Annotated in this window: 21 protein-coding genes and 1 tRNA gene; 9 read left to right on the top strand and 13 right to left on the bottom strand. The window is 45.0% G+C overall.

The window, feature by feature from the left end:
- Nucleotides 1–168 precede the first annotated feature (168 nt).
- Nucleotides 169–375 (top strand): hypothetical protein, encoded by a 207-nt coding sequence (locus Vsou_RS02585; RefSeq protein ID WP_188602739.1) that lies wholly within the window; start codon nt 169–171, stop codon nt 373–375.
- A 171-nt stretch (nt 376–546) separates the two neighbouring features.
- Here Vsou_RS02585 and Vsou_RS02580 read toward each other — a convergent pair whose 3' ends face one another.
- Together Vsou_RS02580 and Vsou_RS02575 are read right to left on the bottom strand one after the other, a co-directional pair.
- A complete protein-coding gene (locus Vsou_RS02580) occupies nt 547–1,596 on the bottom strand; it encodes an iron-containing alcohol dehydrogenase (RefSeq protein WP_054843323.1) in 1,050 nt (349 codons plus the stop codon).
- A complete protein-coding gene (locus Vsou_RS02575) occupies nt 1,593–2,987 on the bottom strand; it encodes an aspartate aminotransferase family protein (protein WP_188602738.1) in 1,395 nt (464 codons plus the stop codon). Before Vsou_RS02575 ends, Vsou_RS02580 begins: the two co-directional genes overlap by 4 nt.
- A 99-nt stretch (nt 2,988–3,086) precedes the next feature.
- On the opposite strand from Vsou_RS02575, the gene Vsou_RS02570 reads away from it, so the two are divergent.
- The 3 genes from Vsou_RS02570 to Vsou_RS02560 all read left to right on the top strand — a co-directional run bounded on the left by Vsou_RS02570 (nt 3,087) and on the right by Vsou_RS02560 (nt 6,052).
- Nucleotides 3,087–4,499: an APC family permease gene (locus Vsou_RS02570; RefSeq protein ID WP_188602737.1), complete on the top strand. Its 1,413-nt coding sequence runs from the start codon at nt 3,087–3,089 to the stop codon at nt 4,497–4,499.
- Nucleotides 4,500–4,700: 201 nt separating this feature from the next.
- Nucleotides 4,701–4,837, top strand: a tRNA-Val gene (locus Vsou_RS02565).
- 294 nt (nt 4,838–5,131) lie between these two features.
- A complete protein-coding gene (locus Vsou_RS02560) occupies nt 5,132–6,052 on the top strand; it encodes a mechanosensitive ion channel family protein (protein ID WP_054843320.1) in 921 nt (306 codons plus the stop codon).
- Nucleotides 6,053–6,086: 34 nt separating this feature from the next.
- Here Vsou_RS02560 and Vsou_RS02555 read toward each other — a convergent pair whose 3' ends face one another.
- The gene (locus tag Vsou_RS02555) at nt 6,087–7,943 is read right to left on the bottom strand and encodes an aldehyde ferredoxin oxidoreductase family protein (RefSeq protein WP_188602736.1); all 1,857 of its coding nucleotides are present in this window, start codon (nt 7,941–7,943) and stop codon (nt 6,087–6,089) included.
- 151 nt (nt 7,944–8,094) lie between these two features.
- On the opposite strand from Vsou_RS02555, the gene Vsou_RS02550 reads away from it, so the two are divergent.
- Nucleotides 8,095–8,601: a protein-tyrosine phosphatase family protein gene (locus tag Vsou_RS02550; RefSeq protein WP_188602735.1), complete on the top strand. Its 507-nt coding sequence runs from the start codon at nt 8,095–8,097 to the stop codon at nt 8,599–8,601.
- Here Vsou_RS02550 and Vsou_RS02545 read toward each other — a convergent pair.
- Complete coding sequence (locus tag Vsou_RS02545) at nt 8,588–9,895, bottom strand: MFS transporter (protein ID WP_188602734.1); 1,308 nt, start codon at nt 9,893–9,895, stop codon at nt 8,588–8,590. The genes Vsou_RS02550 and Vsou_RS02545 overlap by 14 nt on opposite strands.
- Nucleotides 9,896–9,993: 98 nt before the next feature.
- Between Vsou_RS02545 and Vsou_RS02540 the strand changes: the two genes are divergently transcribed.
- Nucleotides 9,994–10,992, top strand: coding sequence for an RIO1 family regulatory kinase/ATPase domain-containing protein (locus Vsou_RS02540; RefSeq protein ID WP_188602733.1), 999 nt, complete (start codon nt 9,994–9,996; stop codon nt 10,990–10,992).
- Nucleotides 10,993–11,053: 61 nt separating this feature from the next.
- The gene (locus tag Vsou_RS02535; RefSeq protein ID WP_188602732.1) at nt 11,054–13,012 is read left to right on the top strand and encodes a DUF460 domain-containing protein; all 1,959 of its coding nucleotides are present in this window, start codon (nt 11,054–11,056) and stop codon (nt 13,010–13,012) included.
- Here the strand turns inward: Vsou_RS02535 and Vsou_RS02530 are convergent.
- The 9 genes from Vsou_RS02530 to Vsou_RS02490 all read right to left on the bottom strand — a co-directional run bounded on the left by Vsou_RS02530 (nt 13,004) and on the right by Vsou_RS02490 (nt 19,052).
- Nucleotides 13,004–14,239, bottom strand: a complete 1,236-nt coding sequence (locus tag Vsou_RS02530; RefSeq protein WP_188602731.1) for a methionine adenosyltransferase — start codon at nt 14,237–14,239, stop codon at nt 13,004–13,006. The genes Vsou_RS02535 and Vsou_RS02530 overlap by 9 nt on opposite strands.
- On the bottom strand, nt 14,239–14,484 hold the full coding sequence (locus tag Vsou_RS02525) for a U6 snRNA-associated Sm-like protein LSm6 (protein ID WP_188602730.1): 246 nt from the start codon (nt 14,482–14,484) through the stop codon (nt 14,239–14,241). Before Vsou_RS02525 ends, Vsou_RS02530 begins: the two co-directional genes overlap by 1 nt.
- Nucleotides 14,485–14,578: 94 nt before the next feature.
- The gene (locus Vsou_RS02520) at nt 14,579–14,785 is read right to left on the bottom strand and encodes a DNA-directed RNA polymerase subunit N (protein WP_054843312.1); all 207 of its coding nucleotides are present in this window, start codon (nt 14,783–14,785) and stop codon (nt 14,579–14,581) included.
- A 69-nt stretch (nt 14,786–14,854) separates the two neighbouring features.
- Nucleotides 14,855–15,331, bottom strand: coding sequence for a 30S ribosomal protein S9 (locus Vsou_RS02515; RefSeq protein ID WP_188602729.1), 477 nt, complete (start codon nt 15,329–15,331; stop codon nt 14,855–14,857).
- Nucleotides 15,328–15,900, bottom strand: a complete 573-nt coding sequence (locus Vsou_RS02510; RefSeq protein WP_188602728.1) for a 50S ribosomal protein L13 — start codon at nt 15,898–15,900, stop codon at nt 15,328–15,330. Before Vsou_RS02510 ends, Vsou_RS02515 begins: the two co-directional genes overlap by 4 nt.
- A gap of 11 nt (nt 15,901–15,911) precedes the next feature.
- Entirely contained in the window at nt 15,912–16,280 is a 369-nt protein-coding gene (locus Vsou_RS02505) for a 50S ribosomal protein L18e (RefSeq protein WP_188602727.1), read from the bottom strand.
- 63 nt (nt 16,281–16,343) lie between these two features.
- Nucleotides 16,344–17,249, bottom strand: coding sequence for a DNA-directed RNA polymerase subunit D (locus Vsou_RS02500; protein WP_188602726.1), 906 nt, complete (start codon nt 17,247–17,249; stop codon nt 16,344–16,346).
- Between the two features lie 51 nt (nt 17,250–17,300).
- Nucleotides 17,301–18,809, bottom strand: coding sequence for a sodium:solute symporter family protein (locus Vsou_RS02495; protein ID WP_188602853.1), 1,509 nt, complete (start codon nt 18,807–18,809; stop codon nt 17,301–17,303).
- Between the two features lie 18 nt (nt 18,810–18,827).
- Nucleotides 18,828–19,052 (bottom strand): DUF3311 domain-containing protein, encoded by a 225-nt coding sequence (locus Vsou_RS02490; RefSeq protein ID WP_229709730.1) that lies wholly within the window; start codon nt 19,050–19,052, stop codon nt 18,828–18,830.
- An 82-nt stretch (nt 19,053–19,134) separates the two neighbouring features.
- On the opposite strand from Vsou_RS02490, the gene Vsou_RS02485 reads away from it, so the two are divergent.
- Together Vsou_RS02485 and Vsou_RS02480 are read left to right on the top strand one after the other, a co-directional pair.
- On the top strand, nt 19,135–19,335 hold the full coding sequence (locus Vsou_RS02485; RefSeq protein ID WP_054843310.1) for a hypothetical protein: 201 nt from the start codon (nt 19,135–19,137) through the stop codon (nt 19,333–19,335).
- A gap of 65 nt (nt 19,336–19,400) precedes the next feature.
- Nucleotides 19,401–19,694, top strand: coding sequence for a metallophosphoesterase family protein (locus tag Vsou_RS02480; protein WP_229709729.1), 294 nt, complete (start codon nt 19,401–19,403; stop codon nt 19,692–19,694).
- Nucleotides 19,695–19,718 lie beyond the last annotated feature (24 nt).

Genomic DNA, 19,718 nt, shown 5'->3' with positions numbered 1-19,718 from the left:
CTTAATCCTGGTCCTACTCTTCCCAACAAGGATAACCTTAACAATAACCTCAACCGCATTCTCTTATCTTATTCTGCATTAATGGTATTGACAGGGTCATCTGTGGTTGGACAGACGTCAGCGCAGCCCTTGGGGAACTGAACTTTACGCTCAGAACTTGGTTACCCCATGCATCTCCTCTACAACAATAAAGAATCCCTCATATACCTAGTGCTAATTCAATACGTATTCGTATTAATGCACGTATACAAAATCTCTCATGAACTCATTATAAATGGTCGCGAGGCCATTATCAAGACCCCATTGAGTAGGTACATGGGTATTAGGCTCATGAACGACCTAAACCAAAGAATGAACAAGTTACCAATTACCTAATAATGCCAGTGAATGAGCAAATAAATAGAAACACGTGAAGTGCCTTAAGGTAATAATTAATACCTAATGCGGATTTAGACAATTAATGACTTCCTTTACCTAAAATGCATGCCCATAATCCATTACTAGACCATTTACTGTCTAAACATTCTTATGAACTTGCATTACAAATCAGTGACTTCTTAGAATACCAGTGTACCTAAGAAGTCTTTCAGCTTTTACCTCAGATAATCCTCTAGTGCCGAGTATTGTGTACCAATTCCTCATTTGCGGTGCCACCTGTAATGCCTTGATCATTTCTTCCTTAGTTATGCCAAGTTCATCAATAGTAGTCGGAGCGCCAACCCTGCTGAGCAAATCCTTCACTAACCTCCAATCCCTACTCTGTAAATAAGCACTAATTATTGTACCAATACCCACCTGCTCTCCATGTAATCCCTTACCAGTTAAATTCTCTATTGCAAACGCAATCAAATGCTCACTGCCAGCTGCAACCCTAGTGGTGTTTGCTAATTCCATTAGGTAGCCATCAAGTACCTCAGCATAGAAGAGCGTTTCGATACCCATATAGTCCTGCTTAGCAATATTATTAGCTCTCTTAATTAGTAACTCGGTTGTGCCATTAGCTAATTGAGCTGCGAAATCCAGGTAGGGCTCATCACCTAACCAGTAAGCCAACCACCAATCATGAAGCGATGTGTACTTAGCAATCATGTCGCCGAAGCCAGCGGCCACGTACCTATGTGGCTCGTTCATCAGTATTGAATAATCACCAATTATTATGTTAGGAGACATTGTCCTAATGGCCTGCGACTTTCCGCCTCTCCACAATACACTGAATGGAGTCGCAATGGCGTCACTGGATAGTGTTGTCGGTATTGAAGCAACCTTAAGATTTAAGTTAGCGCCCACGTACTTTACTATGTCAATTATTGAACCACCACCAACACCAATAATGCCACTAAACCCGGATTTCCTCACATATTCAAGTAATGAATCTGCATTTTCAGCAATTGCGCCCCCTTCAACGATCTTAACATCAATGCTATAACCCGCATCTACTAATTTATCGGCTACGTAATTACCGGCTATCTTAAGGGTATTTGGGCCTGTAACCAATACTGCGCTTCTTGGGAAGGCAATCTCCTCAAATATCTGGACTATCTCACTTAATGAACCAAGTCCCACTGCCATATTTATTGACAGCTTAATAACCCTCATTTAACTTCACGGGATAACTCCCTAACTACTTCCTCAAATATCCTTATGCCTTCATCTAAGTGTCTCCTCGTTAGTACCAGTGGTGCCATGAACCTCATAACATTCCCAAAGTGACCACATGTATGGAACAACACACCTCTTTCAAACATCCTCCTCCTAACCTCAGAGGCTAATTCAGTCCCTGGTTCCTTAGTGTCCTTGTCCTTAACGAGCTCTGTACCAATCATGAACCCGAGACCCCTAACATCACCAATTATTAAATACCTCTCGGCAATGTCCTCAAAGGCTCTCCTTGCATAATCACCAAGCTGTAGCGTCCTATCAAGCAAGTTCCTCGACTGTATGTACTCAATGACAGCAGCACCAGCGGCCAAGGCCAGCGGGTTAGCCCTGTATGTACCAAAATGGAATGCCTCTTCGGGCAACCTCTCATCATACTCAGCCCTATAGGTTATCACCGATGTTGGTATGCCACCACCAATAGCCTTGGAAATACACATTATGTCCGGCGTGACGCCAAAGTGCTCCACGGCCCACCACCTACCAGTCCTACCAACACCAGTCTGAACCTCATCAGCTATGAGCAGTATCCCATGCTTATCGGCAATCTCCCTAAGGCCCTTTAGGAAGTTCCTTGGTGGTACTATGTAACCACCCTCACCCTGTATTGGCTCAACGAGTATTGCACCAACCTCACCAATGCCAGTATATGGGTCGCTAAGAAGGTGATCAATGTAATTAAGTACGGCATTACCACAGTCCTCAGCATCCTTAGCCGGTAATGGGCACCTATATGGATATGGATATGGAGCCCTGACGACATTAACCAACGGTACACCTGCGTATTGCTGAAGCTCGGTCTTTGCGGTAGCCATTACAATGCCCTGGTGAACACCATGATATGCACCCTCAAACGCTAATATCACAGGCTTTTTAGTGATCCACTTGGCAAGGGCCACTGCAGCCTCGCAGGCATCAGCACCAGTTACCGTAGTCATTACCTTAGCTCTATCCCTAAGACCCTCAGGGAGTATTGAGTGTAAATTCCTGAGGAACCTAATTCTAGTCTCACTGGGTATTTCGCTCATCCAATGCCAATAACGATCGAGTTGCTCCCTAACTGCCTGCTGCACATACGGGTTGTTATGACCGACATTAAGTACGGCAATACCAGCTACCCAATCAATGTAGTAATTACCATCAACATCCCTAATAGTGGCGCCCTTAGCGGTATCAATAGCGAACTTAAAAGCCTTTGGATAGACCAACGACTTAGTCTCAAGCTTGCGCTGGGCATTCAACAACTCCAGGGACTTAGGCCCAGGAGGCTTGACAACTATCTTAGGCGCCTCAGGAAAACTCAAACCCTCCAACTCCTCCTCAACTGTCATGGGCCTTTTCTCTAATTTAACTATTTAAACTTTACTTTGTTTATTATAATTTATTTACCTAAGATTAAATTTAAAAATAGTTAATATATAGGATTTATAATGCCATCATACGACGAAATTAGAAGGACACCGTTAAAGAAGGGCGCCGTGGCATTTTGGCATGCTGTTTTTCAATCATTCTCATTCGTAGCACCAGCAGGTGACGTAGCAATACTGTTACTGGGCACGGCTCAATTCGCACTAGGCGCCACACCACTGGCAGTATTACTTGCCTGGATAATATATGGACTATGGATTATTATTCCCTATGAATTCTCCAAGTACATAGTTAATGCCGGCAGCTACTACGCATACTCAGCTAGGGCTCATGGCGCCCTCGGCGTTATGGCCCTTTGGTACTGGATCCTAGAGAATCTCACTGGACCTGCCTTCGGAATACTTGGCCTGGCGGGCTTCCTATATCTAATTGGCCCCATGTTTTCTAAAATACCGTACCTATGGATCGCCTTCGCCGTAATAATATGGGCCTTCGGCTTTACTCTATCATACTTAGGCATAAGGCCGTCGCTCGAGTACGTGATGTACACCGGTTTTGCTGAGGCTATGTTTCTATTTATAAGTGCGGTAATAATAATTGCAATGCTTGGTCCGAGAAACACCCTAATTGTCTGGACACCCGCACCAGTTAAATGGGCTTGGGCGCCGGTATTCTTTGGTGCAATATTCTCAATCCTAGACTTCACGGGCTTGGGTACAGCAACAACAGTTTCTGAGGAGGTTAAGGATCCGAGAAGGATCATTAGGTGGGCTCTGGTTACTGCATGGATACTGTCGGGACTGGCCCTCATTATACCGTCCTATGCATTAACGGTTGGTTGGGGCGTTAGTCAAATGAGCACGTACGCAACATCACCAGACCCTGGCCTGACAGTTTACTATAAGTACCTTGGACTGGCTGGTTGGGCCTTGCTTGTTGCCTTCACGATAAATAGCTACTTCTCTTACATGACCGCTAAGTATAATGCAGTGGGTAGGATTTGGTTTAGCTCTGCTAGGGACGGCCTCTGGTTCAAGAAATTGAGTATGGACCAAGTCCATCCAAAGCATAAAACACCATATAAGTCACTACTATGGTTTGCAACGATAATACTAATCATTAATATAATTACAGGCTTAATAATGGGCCCTACAAACGCCGGTGTTTGGTTATTAACCTTTGCAGGACTTGGGATAATAGCTGTGCATATAGTCGCCAATTCAGCACTAACGATCTACTCCTACAAACAGAGAATACTGGGGAGGGAATGGCTTAAGCATGGTCTAGTGCCCACGGTTGCCTCAATTCTGGGGGCCATAGTCTTCTTCTACAGTGTATACCCATTGCCGTCATACCCATACAATGTGGCAGTGTTATTCAGCTTTGCATGGCTTATAATAGGCGTTATATTGGCAATATATTACTGGAAGAAGCACCCAGAAATACTGGCCAATGCTGGCTTATCATATGAATAATTTAAAAAGATGCCTATGTTTATGTAAGCATCAAATTACTTGAATAATCCCAAGTCCTTAACTATTCATTCGCTACTCACTTCATTGGTAATTAAGATATTCGCATTCGCTTAATTAACCGCAGTCCTTAGCAGGGGAAACAACCCAATCATATTAAAACCGAAGAAAAATACTTTTAAATTAGTGAGGAACAACCATGCCGGGCCCGTAGTCTAGCCTGGTTAGGATGTCCAGGGCACAAGTCCGCAGAAGCCTTACGAGCGGGAGGTCCCGTCAGGCCCTGCCTGGCTTGGCTGGGTAAGGCCTGGGATAAGGTTCAAGTCCCGGCGGGCCCACCAAACCTTTAATTCTCAATAGAAAATGCTCCTAAATATTCAGTTTATTAACTCCGTGAATTACGGTCTTTATTAAGACCCTTCTTTTTTCTCAATTTATCCTTATTATGAAGTATATTTTCCAAGTACTTCTGTGTATTTTTGCGTCTCATAATCCGTGAATCCCTGCAACGCCCTGCCTATTTTTGTGAGGTCAGGATAATGGCGTTGGTACATAAGCTATTTACATGTAGTCCGTGCTTTCCCTTTTCAGAATGAGAAACTTTTATCTTTATTTTTATTCATCGCATTAGTGGTATGGAGGGTAGTGGGATTAGGATTGGTAGGTTGGTCGTTAGGCTTCTCCTTGAGTGGATCTTTCTTGCGATAATTGGTGTTTTGATTTACGTTCTATACATAAGTGTAATTAATTACCTACTACCGAGTAGTTGGAGGAATACTTTATTGACTTATGATAGTGTTGTTAGGTCCGTTATTATTGTATTTATTGGCACAATACTTGTTTGGGATACTGGAAGGAGGATTGGTGATTACATTAGTAAGTATGATAATGTTAGGGGCACGGTGCTTAAGTTCATCCTAGATACTGTGGTTATTGTAGCCGTATTAATAGCGTTGGCAGTAACATTCGAGAAGTTCGGATTATCAGTAGCAGCATTCTCAGGTACTGCGGTCGGTATTATACTGGGCCTCGCCGCGCAACAAACCCTATCGAATGTCATTGCAGGTATCGTCATTATAATAACTAACAGGTACAAACCCGGTGATAGGGTTACGATTGTCAACTGGAGATACGGCATAATAAGGGCCATGTACCCACACGAGGGATTGCCAAATGGTTTTACCGGCGTTATTAGGAACATATCCCTCATGTTCACTGAGGTTATTAGTGATGGCGGTTGGGTCTATACCGTGCCTAATTACGTGATGCTCGATGCCCTTATAATACACAGGAACATGTCACCGTTTAAACGCGTTAGGGCCAGGATTGATTTACCCTCGAGTATTGATCCATGGATATTCGAGGAGAGACTAAAGGATTCCCTAAGGGACGGCAGGATCAGGAACATTAAAGTTAAGGTTGGCGAGACCTGGCAGAGCACGAGCCTTTACCAAGCCATAATTGAGGTTTTAGCCGATGGTAAGGCCGATGGTGAGGAAATAAAGGATCTAGTGCTTAGGGAAGCTGTGAAGATCAGGAATGAACTAAGTAAGTAGCAGCAATTTTAATTCTATTTTTAATGTTAAATTTTCAGAGTAGGTAGTCAAATTCCTCAAGGCCAAGTCTCTTTAGTGCATCCTTGGTTGGCTTACCATCAATCCAACCCCTTAACTTGTAATACGTCTTTATACCCTCATCAAACATCTTAGATGCAGTGTGGCCCTTGGCTGGACCATCTGGTATTGGTTCCCTCATCCTAGGCGGTAACTCATCCTTAACCCATTTACCCTCCCTAACCCAGTGAAGCCTCTCCACATTGAATATCCTCTCGCCAATCGTGAGTACGTCCTGCGATGTTAGGTCCCATCCGAAGGCTGCGTTGTATAGGTCCGCGAAGTCCTTCTCGGTGTCTATGTTGGGCATTAGGTTCTCGAATTTGCAGAATACCGTTGAGTCGACTACGGCGAATATCTCTTGGTTCCACTTAACAATCCTGGCTTGTTTCTCAATGCATTCCTGTGTCTCGCAGAACGGATCAACCTTTTCGGGAACACCGAATATTTCCCATGTTGGCGTGTAGGCCTCCAGGTGGTCACCACCCCTATTGGCCGTGTAGTAGGCCAATGCGAACCCCTTGAGTGCCCTTGGGTCGTAGGCAGGTAATCCCTGCCCCCTTGAACCAGTGAATAATTGTGGCATACCATACTTAACTGCAAGCCTGTAATCGCCCTCGGCTAAATCATCACCTATGCCATCCCTGTAGGCAATCTTGTGTATTAAGTACTCGAGGGAACCTGCATCACCCCAGTCAATGTCTAGGTTCAGTTTGCCGTTTTTGGCTAACTCCACGGCCATTGAAAGGGTATTCCCTAGGGTTATTGTGTCAAGGCCAAGCTCATTGGCCAGCTTCTGAAACTTCATATCTGCCTCTGGGTCAGTTAAGCCGATATTAGGACCGAGAGCCCAGGTATTCTCATACTCCTGCTTGACGTACTTCTCCGTAACAGTGAACTTGAATGGCCCTGACTTAACCGTGGGCATCTGCGTACAAGCTATTGGGCAGTTGTAGCAACCGTGGGTCTCCGTTGGGTAGTGATCCTTTATATACTCCTCGCTAACCGGAGTTACGTCCTTAAGCTTCCCAGTACCACCAAAGTTGTAATGTGGTAGGGCACCTATTGATTGCACGATGTTCATTAGCACGTTTGTGCCATACTTATGAAGTACCTTGGTCGTATCATGGGTAGCTATCCTCTTAACGATATCGGTATTAACCTTCATGAACCTAGCTTTATCAATGAGTTCCTTGCTTAAGTCCCTTGTTCCCCAGACCAATATGCCCTTGAGTAATTTACTACCCATTACGGCGCCAACGCCGCCCCTTCCCGCGAACCTCTCGTAATCACTCATCCTAATGCCCGCGAACTTAACTAGGTTTTCACCTGCCGGTCCTATCACTGCAACGCCTGCCTTAGTCTCGTCTGGTGGAAACCCATTCTCCTCAAGTATTATCTTAGTAGATGCCCCTGTCCACTTGCCCCAGATGTGCTTGGCGGGCTTTAGCATTGCTTCTCCATCCTTAATGACTAGGTATACTGGTTCCTCGGCCTTACCCTCAATTATTAAGCCATCATATCCTGATTTCCTGAGCCAATATGAGAAGTTACCGCCGGCATTTGCATGGGTGTAGACGCCGGTTAATGGTGACCTGGTGGTTACGTTTACCCTGCTTGAGGAAATTGTGGCTATGCCACTCAGTGGCCCTGAGAATATGTATAGCCTATTACTTGGGCTTAGTGGGTCGATGCCCCTTGGTATTTCCTTGAGAGCCATGTATGCCCCTAATCCCCTGCCACCAAGGAATCTCTTTAGTAGATCCTCCTTAATGATCTCCTCGGTGAATTGCTCCCTTGATAGGTCAATCCTCAGTATCCTGAAAACTGTCATAGAATTACTTTATTAGGGGTAGTATATAATTGTGTTGTTATCGATTATTTAATAATATTCAGTTAAATATATACATAAACAATATGAAATACTGAAACAAATCAAGTAACCAAAGATAAGCATTAAATTCCACCGGATAGGTCTGGGCCCAATGGTTAAGTTCCCCTATTGGGTTGTGGAGGGCGCATTGGCTGGTTCATCAATGCCATATGATGAGGATACCGTAGCTATGTGGCATAAGATGGGTATAAGGGCTATTGTAGTACTCGTTGAGGAGTGGGAATTCGCAATGGAAGGGTGGGAATTTCACGATTACATAAACACACTAAGGAGACTTGGCATGGATTACCTTCATATACCCACAAGAGACGGCTACGCCCCAACCGAGGAAACCCTTTACAGTATATCCACTTGGATTGACAGGAACATAATGAACGGTAAACCAGTACTTGTTCACTGTCATGCAGGTATTGGCAGGTCGCCCACGGTAATAGCGGCATACCTAATGTATAGGAGGGGGTTGAACGCCAATGATGCCATTGAGGTCGTTAGTAGGTATAATGATGAGGTTTCGATAACTAATGAACAATACCTAGCCCTTGTGGCCTTTGAACATTATTTAAGGAGTATTAGGAATAGTGGCACTAATACTCCCTAGTTCTTATTAGTGATCCTAAAACCACTAATAATGCGCCAATGATCATTATTACTGAGCCATATATTGCAAGCACCATGGGATTACTTGGCGCTAGTTCTAGGAGTAGTATCACAGCCATTGTGGTTAATGGACCTATTGATGCGTTTAAGTTCCATCCAAAGGCCACGGCACTCCACCTAACCTCTGTTGGGAATATTGACGCGAAGTACAAAGTCTGTGGTGCAGCGGTTAGGCCAAATAGAATACCCATTAATAAGCTCGTGTACTTTGACAACGGGTTCAATGTAAATGCCAGGTATACAATGAACGGACTTGTCACCAGTAGGAGCATTGATGGCACAATGAAGGAACCCCTAATGCCCACTGACCTCACTAGGAATCCGCTGAGCACTTCACCGATTACTGCACCAATACCGCCATACATACCGAGCACTAGGGCCCATGTATATGCCCTATTAATTGATACCTGGAGTTTTGGCGCGACTAACTTCGGCATTACGTAAGCCCAATAGCCTGATCCACCGTAGTAATAAATCGTTAATCCCAAGTTAATCAGTATCAACGCTATGAAAGGCACCCAATAGCGAGATAAAACAACGCCAAGCGGTACCTTAGCAACACCCTTAGATTTAACTTGCTCAATCCACTCAGGCGATTCCGAACCCCAAAGCCTAATTACCAGTGCTATCAAGGCCGGTACAGCTCCGGTTATGAAGAGTATTCTCCAGCCATAGACACTAAAGGTTTGCGGCATTGCTGACTTTACACTTAGGGTCACGAATGACGTTAGGAACACGGCCCAGGAAAGCCCCGAGTACATGACACCATTTATGTAGGGCCTGGTATTCCTAGGCGTTAGTTCAAGGGCCCAGGTTGCACCACCACCGGCCTCACCACCAAGCCCAATGCCCTGGAGGGTCCTCATTAAGTACAATAGAATTGGTGCTAACACTCCGGCGGTACCGTACGTTGGTAACAATCCTATGAGAAGTGTTGCCAATCCAACGAGTGCCGCGTCTAATATTGTGGCTAACCTTCTACCACGTACATCACCAATCCACCCAAATATTATCGCACCCACGGGCCTGACGAAATACGTAGTTGCAAAGGCACCCCAGGTCTCTATTGCGCCTATTATGGCGATTTTTGATGGAAAGAAGTACGCCTCCAGTATTGGTGCTAGCGATGCGAAGAGTATTATGTCGTAGTACTCGAGGCCCCAGACAAGCATTGTACTGATGGCAGCAAGTAGGCTTTGCCTAAGGGTTAATTGCCTCGGCGTGCTACTAAACACGTGAACATATTTTGATACTATTTAATATATTTTTCCCAGAGAATTAACTTAGTTTGATTTAAATTAGGTGTATTGTGGTGCATAATTGTGGTGGTTAGTTGAGTATTAAGGGTATTATTTATGCCTATGATCAACTGGAGCCTCTTGACCTAAGGGTACTTAGGGTCATTGAGATTGGTCATAGGAAGTTCGAGTTTGTTCCTCTTGATGTAATTGCTGATTGGAGCAAAAGGTCTGAGGAGTTGGTCAGTAGGTCTCTAAGGAAGCTCAATGCCCTTGGGATGGTGATTAGGTACAGGGGTAATTACACTGGTTATAGGCTAACCTTTACAGGCTATGACATACTTGCACTGCATACACTGGCTAAGAGAGGGATTATCGAGAGGGTTAGTCCAACACCCATTGGTGTTGGTAAGGAGTCTGACGTATATGCAGGTGATGCTGTCGGTGATGGTAAGGTCGTGCTTAAGTTCCATAGGCTTGGCAGGACGAGCTTTAGGCAGATTAGGAGGTTTAGGGTTTGGATTGGGAATAGGAGGCACATAACCTGGCTCTATGAATCCAGGCTCTCGGCACACACTGAGTATAAGGCCTTGGTCCTTGCATACAATGCCGGAATTAACGTGCCTAGGCCAATAACTGTTAATAGGCATACCGTAGTCATGTCTTATATAAACGGTGCACAGTTATCGGAGTTCGAAAACATGGAGGAAACCGAAGATACCTACTGGAGTATTATTGAAGACGTAAAGAGGCTGTTTACTGAGGTTGGTATTGTACATGGTGATCTCAGTGAGTTCAACATAATGATCGACTTGGATAATGGCGAACCTTACATCATTGATTGGCCTCAGTGGGTTCCTAGGAATGCACCTGGTGCCCTGGACATGTTACGTAGAGACATTACCAACGTGACTAAGTACTTCATGAAGAGGTTCAGACTTGATGTTGATGCTGGTGAGGTTTATAATTACGTGGTTGGCAACGTGGAGGTTAGGGAGGAGGATATTGAAGAGGCCCTTGAGGAATTGCTTGGTAGCGAGGGTTTAAATGAACTCATGGGTTCCGAGAAGGAAGAGGAGTTTGAGGATACGTAGGTATTACAGAGTAAATAAATTTAAGGGCTGCGGTAGTTACCAATATTAATAAGTAATTACTATGCTTATTGAGGAATTGAGCTCGGGACCCATAATTGGGATTGACATAAACGGCAGGAGATTCTCATATGCAATACTTACTAACGGTGAGGTAACCGATAGGGGAATCATTGACCCACAGGATTTAATTAAGATCGTTAAGAAGGTGAGACCGAAGGCCATAGCCATTGATAACATTGGTGAAATAATGGAACTGAGCCCTGCTGTAATTAAGAGACTGGGCAGGTTACCATTTAATGTCCACTTAATTCAGGTAACTAAGGTTAGTCCGGAGTCTGATGAAACCATGGAGTCCCTTGTTAATAAGTATTTTGGGTTGAACGTGGTTAAGCTTGATCCTGATAACACGGCGGAATTCCTGGCAAGGCTCTGCGCAATGGGCATTGGCTCCATTGTTAAGGTTTATGAGCCTGAAACAAAGATCATAGTCAAGGCAGTAATATCAACAACACCTGGCGGTATGAGCAGGAATAGGTTCGAGAGAAACATTGCACATAGGATTAGGTACTTGGCTAAGGAGATCAAGGAGAGACTTGAAGGTAATGGTATTGACTACGACATGTTCATAGCCTCAGAGAGCGAGGGCTTAAGATCCGTGGTATTTATTGTATATGCAGATAGAAGCATTGTTAGATCCGTTGTTAAGCCCCGTAGAAGTATGGATGTTAAGGTAATCGTGGAGTCGGTACCTACCGATGCCATAAAGTTCGTTGGCTTAGCCGAGAGCGAGGGCATAGAGAACATTAATGCCGCTAGAGATCGGAAACTGATCGTTGGTATAGACCCTGGTATTGTGACCGGCGTTGCCGTGCTTGACCTAAGCGGGAATGTGTTGGCTCTTCATAGTGGTAAGAACCTTAGCAGGAGGCACGTACTTAGGATTGTTTATCAATACGGTACGCCTGTCCTAATTGCAGTGGACACGGCCAAGCCCTCTGATTATGCCAAGAAGCTCGCAGCCATGGTTGGTGCTGCAATTTATTACCCAGATAAGGACCTAAGTATTGCGGAGAAGAGCGAAATAGCCATTAAGGTATCCCAGGAGCAGGGGGTTAATGTTAAGGATCCACATATGAGGGATGCATTGGCCGCTGCATATAAATCATTCATGCAATTGAGACCTAAGCTAGATAGAGTTGAGGAGGAAATTAGAAGAGCCTACGTGAGGGCTGCTGATGATGCAAAGGCGCTCGTAATAAAGGGTATGTCGATAAAGCAGGCGATTGATGAGGTTAGTAGGAGGATTGATGTTCAACCTCAACAGGAGATTAGGATAATGAGGCAAGAAAGGTGTGAGTGCGAGTGCGATAAGTTGCGCGATGAATATGAGGGGGTAATAAGGACTTTAAACGCCGAAATTGAGAGACTTAATAAGTTATATAACGAGGAGAGGGAGAGGGTTGAGGAACTGATTAATAATTATGATCTTGAGGTCAGGAGGGACCAAGTGATCAAGTCGTTATATGCCAGGATTGGTATTCTTGAGGGTGATATTGAGAAGAGTAGGCTTAGGATCAAGGAGCTTGAGGATAACATGAATGAGCTCATTAGTGGCTTCCTGGAGTACCTTAAGGGCAATAGGTATGTATTAATACGATTTTCCGAGAATCTGGACCTGGATTTGGTGGCTCGAATGCGTAATTCCGTACTTGTGATGACCATTGGCGAGTTAATGAACATAGGTATTGAAAACATAATAAGTACTGGTATTAACCTCGTGGTTTTAATAGACGTTAACGATAGGAACACATTGAGACCGATATGGAAGAGGGGATTAAGGGTTATTCCGTTGAACATGGTGTATAAGGGCCAGTTAAGTACCATTGCGTTCATCGATGGCTTAATCATTAACAGGACAACTGAGGTGCTTAGCAAGGAACTTCTCAATGCCGTTGATGAGGATCATTTAAGAAAAATAATTAATGAATACAGGCGTTTAAGGAGCGGCGCATTAGAATAATGACACCTTGTTCTTAACCACTAGGTCCGTTATTGCTGTTATGTTCTCAAGTTCCTCATTAACTATGCCCTCAATCTCATTCCTAATCTCACCGCTAAGTACCACGCCATTTTCAGTCAATATGTCCACATTGGCCACTAAGGGCTCGTTTATTGGTTTACCGATTTGGCTTAGTAGGTAAACGTAGACTTCCTTCAATCCCTTAACCTCGCCATAGATCCTTTCAGCAATTTTGTTGGCAAGTACATTATAGAGCTTACCAATGTGGCTAACAGGGTTCTTACCCGCTGTTGCCTCCATGGTCATAGGCCTCATGGGTGTTATTAAGCCATTAGCCCTGTTACCACGTCCTGTGGCTCCATCATCGCCATGCTCCGCAGAAGTACCGGTAACAGTTAGGTAGAATATCCCATGCTCTGGCTTGTCTGCCGCATTCACCGTCACATTAACATTCAAACTAGGCGATATCTTAGTGGCTAGATCGAGAACCCTATTCCTAATCTCATCCTTAACATTGAGATAGTGATCCTTATCCTTAATAAGCGATGATATTAATGCAGCGGCTATCGTTAACTTAACCTCCTTACCGATCCTAAGTCCCATGACCTTAACATCCTCACCAACCTCAGGAAGCTTGGCCTTAAACTCCCTGGAGTTGAGTAACCTCTCCGTCTCAAGCACAAGTCTCTCGGTGTCCGTTAAAGGCGCAAAGCCTACGCCGATTGAGGTATCGTTAGCCAACGGGACCTTTGTAGCCTTAACACCAAGCTCATAAACACCCACTAAGTCAGTCGAGCCCATGCCAACCCTATAATCAATAACCACGTGCTTATCAGCATCAAGGAACCTAAAGTTGTTCCTTATCCAATCCTTAATTGATGATATTATTATTGTACCGATAGGTACCTTTTCAACACCAGTAGCCGTCCTAACCTCAGTAGTTACTCTACCGGCAACGAGTATGTATATTGGCTGAATTACATCACCGCCGCCAAACCGTGGATTGGCCTGACCACCAACTATGAGAACCTTATCAACATTGTGATGAAGTATTACGCCGTACTTCTCAAGGTAATAGCTGGACAAGGCCCTGCTTACAACCTCCGATGCAGAGTCAGCAATATAGTCCGGGTGTCCAAGGCCCTTCCTTTCCACTAACTCAACATTTAACCCTGAGACTGGGGCCCTTTCTATCGTGTTTACTGTTATTGTCTTCGCCATGCCCATCACCCCATCGTCTCTTCAGAGGTTATATATAATACCTGGGTACCCCTAATTACTAATCTGCCGTATTTAACAACCACGTTCTCACCCTTCTGATCAAGCTCCTCACCCTCATCAATTATTAAGTTCATACAGTCATCGTAATTAACAAGGACTCCCCTCAACACCTTATTATTCTTTAGTCTGACAGTTACGTGCTTACCAACGAGTTTCTGCAACGTTTTCATTGGTTGTTGGGGTCTCTCCATTAATGACGTGCCGAGAAAGCCTATATTTAAATCTTAACACCATCTAAGAGTGTTAAAAGTAGTAACATTGACCTTATATAGAATAAAGTGATTCCTATTCGCTCTCAATACCTGAATACTCAAGAACCCTATCAATCAACTCAATATGCGACAATAAAGTCCTCCTGCAACAATAACGCGTGACACCTAGATCATTAAGCACCTTCTCAGGGTTCTCACCACTAAGAACCCTCCGCCTAAATGGCTCCCAAAGATGACCAAGCGGCCTTCCGCAAGTCCAACACCTAATGGGTACAATCATTAAGATAACGTAATAAAGAGCCCCTTTAAATTATTTTTGTGCTGTATTGAGGAAGAATCATTACGAAGTTCATCTATACGCCTTTTGCTTCTTGCTCCTGGCATGCTTAAGTCCAGGCTTCTTTGGTTCTGTTCTCCTTGGATCTCCCTTAATCATCGATGAATCATAAACCATGTATAGTTCAAGCAACTTGGGATTCTGGAAATACTCAACAAGCCCTCTGGCAATTGCTATCCTAACTGCCGTGGCTTGCCCCATGAAGCCACCGCCCCTAACGGTTACATCAATATCCACCTTGCCCATTAACTCTTTACCTGCGAGTAACAGTGGTTCCATCATCCTGATCCTGGCCATCTCAATGGGCCAAATCTCAACGGGAACACCATTAACCCTAACCCTACCAATACCAGGCCTAACAATTGCCTTGGCAATAGCCGTCTTCTTCTTACCAACAGCAATCACTACCCTAGCTCCAGCTACCTCCTGGACGGTCACATTGGGCACAGACCTGGGTAATGCCGAAGACACACTTCCCTGCTCACTCATGCGCTACCACCCTTACCCTCACCCTCAGCCTTTTTAAGCTTCGCCATTTTAGTCTCCCAAGCCTCCCTCGCCTTTCTCCAAGCCTCATACTGCTTGGGCTCTATGTGGCTCCAAAGCTCCTCAAGTGTTGCATACTTGGCACCGGGCTTGATGGATAGTAATGCGCCTCTTATAATGACCTTGTCCACGTTAATGTACTGTGGAGGAACACCCATGAAGACCCTAATCCTCTTGTAGGCTTGTTTGCCCCTGGTCTCCTTCCTGGGCAGCATTCCTCTGATGACCCTCCTTAATATTCTATCGGGTTTCCTGGGTATCTTAGGACCAACCTTCTCAGGGTTATAGTGCGTTAACCACTCGCTTATCCTCGTCTTATACCAATTAAGCACCATGTTGAAGTCCCCAGTAACCACCGCCTTCTCGGCATTAACAATGACCACCCTCCTACCCTCAAGCGCCCACTTGGCCACTATTGACGCGAGCCTACCAACAACGTGATTCGCGGCATCAACAACAACCTCATTCAACTGAGGAGGATTCCTGTCTACCATTATCACCTTACTACACATTGATCATCACCCTAGATAATAATCTTAACATTACTACCCCTGCTATTTTTCCTGACCAGGTCAGGTATTGTTATTGCCTCGGCACCAGCCTTCTTAATGGCGTCAAGGGCGCCCCTGGAGAACGACCATGCAGCAATTGTTACCTTCTTGTTCAATACGCCGTAACCAAGCACCTTGCCTGGTACGACGACCACATCACCATCATTAGCAAACCTATTTATCTTGCTGACATTAACCTCAACCCTACGCCTAGTGGGCTTCTCAAGGAGGTCGGCCACGTAATCCCAAATGCCTGCCTTATACTCATTAGCCGCACGTCTAAGGAATCTTACCAGCATACGAAGCTCCATGTTCGTAGGACCTGTGGGGTTTGGCGGCATGCCTGATAACGATTACACAACCCTTTTTAAATAATTCGCAACCGTATGTGGTGAATACACAACCTACTCCTCGATGAAACCCTCCTCAGTGGTACCGAGTTCCTCCCCCGTTGCTTGGGTGGTCTCCTCTTCCTCAGTGGGTAACCCACCGCTGGGCGCTTGCCCTCTTGATAACTCAAGCTCCAGCTCGCTCACAAACTCCTGGAACTTACCCTTAAGTATCCTGAAGCCTTCCCTGACCATGTCCTCAATTGGTATGTTGCCGAAACTCTCTGCCCAAAACACGTACTTATTCTCATCCCAACCAACCCTCAGCGCTGGGCATATTTGTTCACAGGCCTTCCACTTATTGAAGGTGCACTTGAGTACGTCGTTAATAACTATTGATCCATCGTCTTTGATCTCAAGTGCGCCATTGCACACATCCATACATACGCGGCATTTATCAGTAGCTTTATCAACAACATTCACCCTTGGGTAATAGTAATAAGCCGCCAAGCCAGCCTGCCACTTAACACTGTTCCTGGCTCTACCAAGCCTGGCATAAGCCTCAAGAACAACCTTTTGACCGGGTACTAACTTGACAATGGGCATATCCTCATAAACAGGCCTGGCGCTGGGATCATCAGACTTCAGGTCCCTGCTATAAACAACCGTTGGTTCCTTAGCCTCCACATTAAGTTCAAACCTGACCTGGCACAGGCTTGGATCAACGAGTTCCTGCTCGCATTCCTCAATCTTCGGTAGTTTCCTTAGGTCTGTCCTTATTGGTATCATGGAGAGCCTATGGGCTAGAACTTCATCGTAAAGGACGGAGGTATTGTCCAGGATTATGACGTCATCTATGGCAAGTACAGGAACGTCAGAAATAAGTACCCTGCGCAGTGCATTAATGAGGGGCGGTGTGATGCCGTCCACAATAGCCTTAAGGTATAGGTCCGACTTCTCAATAACTCTTACCAAAACCACGGAATGATGATTGTGATTTTGAGTAAATAAACATTTCTCATCTCTACTGCATTAGGACATGCCTCGTTTAACAGCCATGGCTATGCCAGTACCAACAAGCACTATAAGTAGGTTTACGGCAAGTGCTATGATGGCTATGAACACGAGGTGGCCGGCTATTGGGTAAAGCGGTGACATTGCAGAGGGTTTATGCGGAGTTATGAATAGGTAGATACCTAGCCCCAAACCAACAGCCCAACCAGTCATTAATGAGTACTTATCAAACTTATTCGTAACAAGGCCCAGGAACACCGCAGGCAGGGTTTGCGTAATTATTATGCCACCAAGTAACTGAAGCCATATTGCGTAGGTCGCTGGGACAATAAATACGAAACCCAACGCTAGGAACTTGAATATTACAGAGGACCACTTGGCGGCCCTAGTCTCTCCCTGCGGTGTTATCCTTGGGTATATTGGCTTAACGACATTCCTAATTAGTAAATTCGCCTGGGCCATTGCCATGATCGCGGCAGGCACGAGACCACCAACGAAAACGCCAAGTAGGGCTAGGGCGGCTAACCACTCGGGTAATGTGGTTACTGCCAGTGTCGGTATCACCAAACTACCCCTGGCTGACGCCGGGAATAGGCTCAGTATCTTCATGGCCTCTGGACTACCGTATATCAATATACCATACATTGCGAGCAGCGCCAGGGCAATGCCATATATGGGCAGTAGGGCTGTGCTCATGGCAAGCTTCTTATCACTCTCAGCACTCAACGCACCATTAACGGAATGAGGGTATAGGTATAGGGCTAGGCTACTACCGATCCAAAGTGTCGTGTATGTTATGAAGTATGGATCCTTCAATGTGGAGACGCCCGTTGGTAACGCCTTAAGCGTGGCTGCATTAAAGGCTGCCGAGAAGCCACCATGTATCGCGAATGGGACGGCGACCAATATTGCGATTACACCTAGGAAAATTAGGGCATCCTTAAAAACAGCCGTCAGTGTGGCGCCTCTGAGCCCACTAGTGTATACGAAAGCCGCCAGTATTATGAAAGATATAGTTAGCGCTATGTCGCTGACCAGCTTAACGTTCTTAACAACGCCAAGGAGCATTACTGTCAGTACAGCTTGCATGCCAACTATCTGCAATGCAATGTATGGGAATTCGGCAACAATACCCGTGGCTGCAACGAAACCAGCAAGCAACTTACTATTGAACCTTTCCTGAACAAAATCAGCGGCGGTGACGTAATTCCTCAACCTACTCCATCTCCAAAGCGCCGGCATTGTAACAGCGGCCAGGGCAAATACGGTGGCTACATAGGGAACTGCATAGAAATAGAGGGCGCCACTGGCGAATACACCAGATGGTACTGCGACAAATGTATAGGCTGTGTAAAGATCAGCACCGACGAGGAACCATGCAAGGAATGTACCTAACCTACGACCAGCCAAGGCCCACTCATGTAATTGATTGAGGTCGCCCCTGCGCCACCTGGCGCCGTAGAAACCAAGGAATATGAATATTACGAAAAAGCCGAGGAATATGCCCCAACCCAATGGGCCTATCAATGAGCTTGCCATGCTCCCTCACCTCTTACTTGGGTAGAGTAGGATTACGCCTATTACGAAGAGTATTGAGGATATTAGGAGCCATAGTGTTTGGGACCAGTAGAAGTATGGCACGCCACCAAGTTCTGGCTGGACTGTATTATATAACGGTAGTAATGTGTAGTATATCCATGGTATTATGAAGAGTATGCCAGCAACAACCTTACGCCAGGTATGTATATTTTTACTTGCCTCCGTCGTCATAATAATCAATGCACTATGATCATTTTTAAGCAATACCCAGCAGATAAACTTAATTTAGATTCTATTAACTCAGTAAATATTAATGAACATCAAGATACTACATATATCCGTTGTACATGGTGATAGGTATTATATAAACTCAATAGGAAATATCGCAAAGAGAATTAGCATAATAATCGTTAGTGGTGATTTTGAGAACCCAGAAATACTTAATTGGATAATTACGGTAAACCTGTATACGCAGTCATGGGTAATGCGGATCCCTATGACACTAGGTCAATGACCCAGCAATTTTTGATTAATGGTCGTGTAATAACCATTGTCTCACTTTACTTAGCCGGTTAATCAATGCAAGTGCCCATTAAGGACTTGGGGCCCAGGCTAGTACTTGCGTCACATTATCCGCCTTGTGGAACTAACGTTGATAAGGCATGGAATGGGGTACATATTGATAGTAGACCAGTACATAGGTTAATTGAGAGAGTTAAGCCGTTAGCCATATTGCGCGTCCACGTTCATGAATTCCGTGGCGTCGATAAATTGGGTAATACCATTATTGTTAATCCAGGTCCGCTAATCAATGGTTACTATGTAATAATAGACATTGATGGCGCAGTTAATGTGGGGTTGAATAAATTATGACCCACCCGGGCCCAATGCCCAGGT

Source organism: Vulcanisaeta souniana JCM 11219 (genome assembly GCF_026000775.1).
In the GTDB taxonomy this organism is placed as follows: Archaea; Thermoproteota; Thermoprotei; order Thermoproteales; family Thermocladiaceae; genus Vulcanisaeta; species Vulcanisaeta souniana.
Note: the sequence above shows the minus strand (reverse complement) of the source record. Positions and strands in the feature narration are given on the sequence as shown.